At 49.7% G+C, this 306-nt stretch carries 1 protein-coding gene; it reads left to right on the top strand.

What is annotated here, in order from left to right; translation table 11 throughout:
• A partial coding sequence (locus RN22_RS17620) for a GTP-binding protein (protein WP_046306264.1) occupies window positions 1-306 on the top strand: 306 nt, incomplete at both ends.

Genomic DNA, 306 nt, shown 5'->3' with positions numbered 1-306 from the left:
GTCTAAAGAAAAATTTGAACGTACGAAACCGCACGTTAACGTTGGTACTATCGGCCACGTTGACCACGGTAAAACCACTCTGACTGCAGCAATCTGTACTGTACTGTCTAAAACTTACGGCGGTGCAGCGCGTGACTTCGCATCAATCGATAACGCGCCAGAAGAGCGCGAGCGTGGTATCACTATCTCTACTTCACACGTAGAGTACGATACTCCAACTCGCCACTACGCACACGTAGACTGCCCAGGACACGCTGACTATGTTAAAAACATGATCACCGGTGCTGCGCAAATGGACGGTGGTAT

Origin of the sequence: Grimontia sp. AD028, assembly GCF_000973155.1 — a bacterium.
Classification (GTDB): domain Bacteria; phylum Pseudomonadota; class Gammaproteobacteria; order Enterobacterales; family Vibrionaceae; genus Enterovibrio; species Enterovibrio indicus.
The sequence above is the reverse complement of the archived record's forward strand: the minus strand, read 5'-3'. Positions and strand labels throughout refer to the sequence as shown.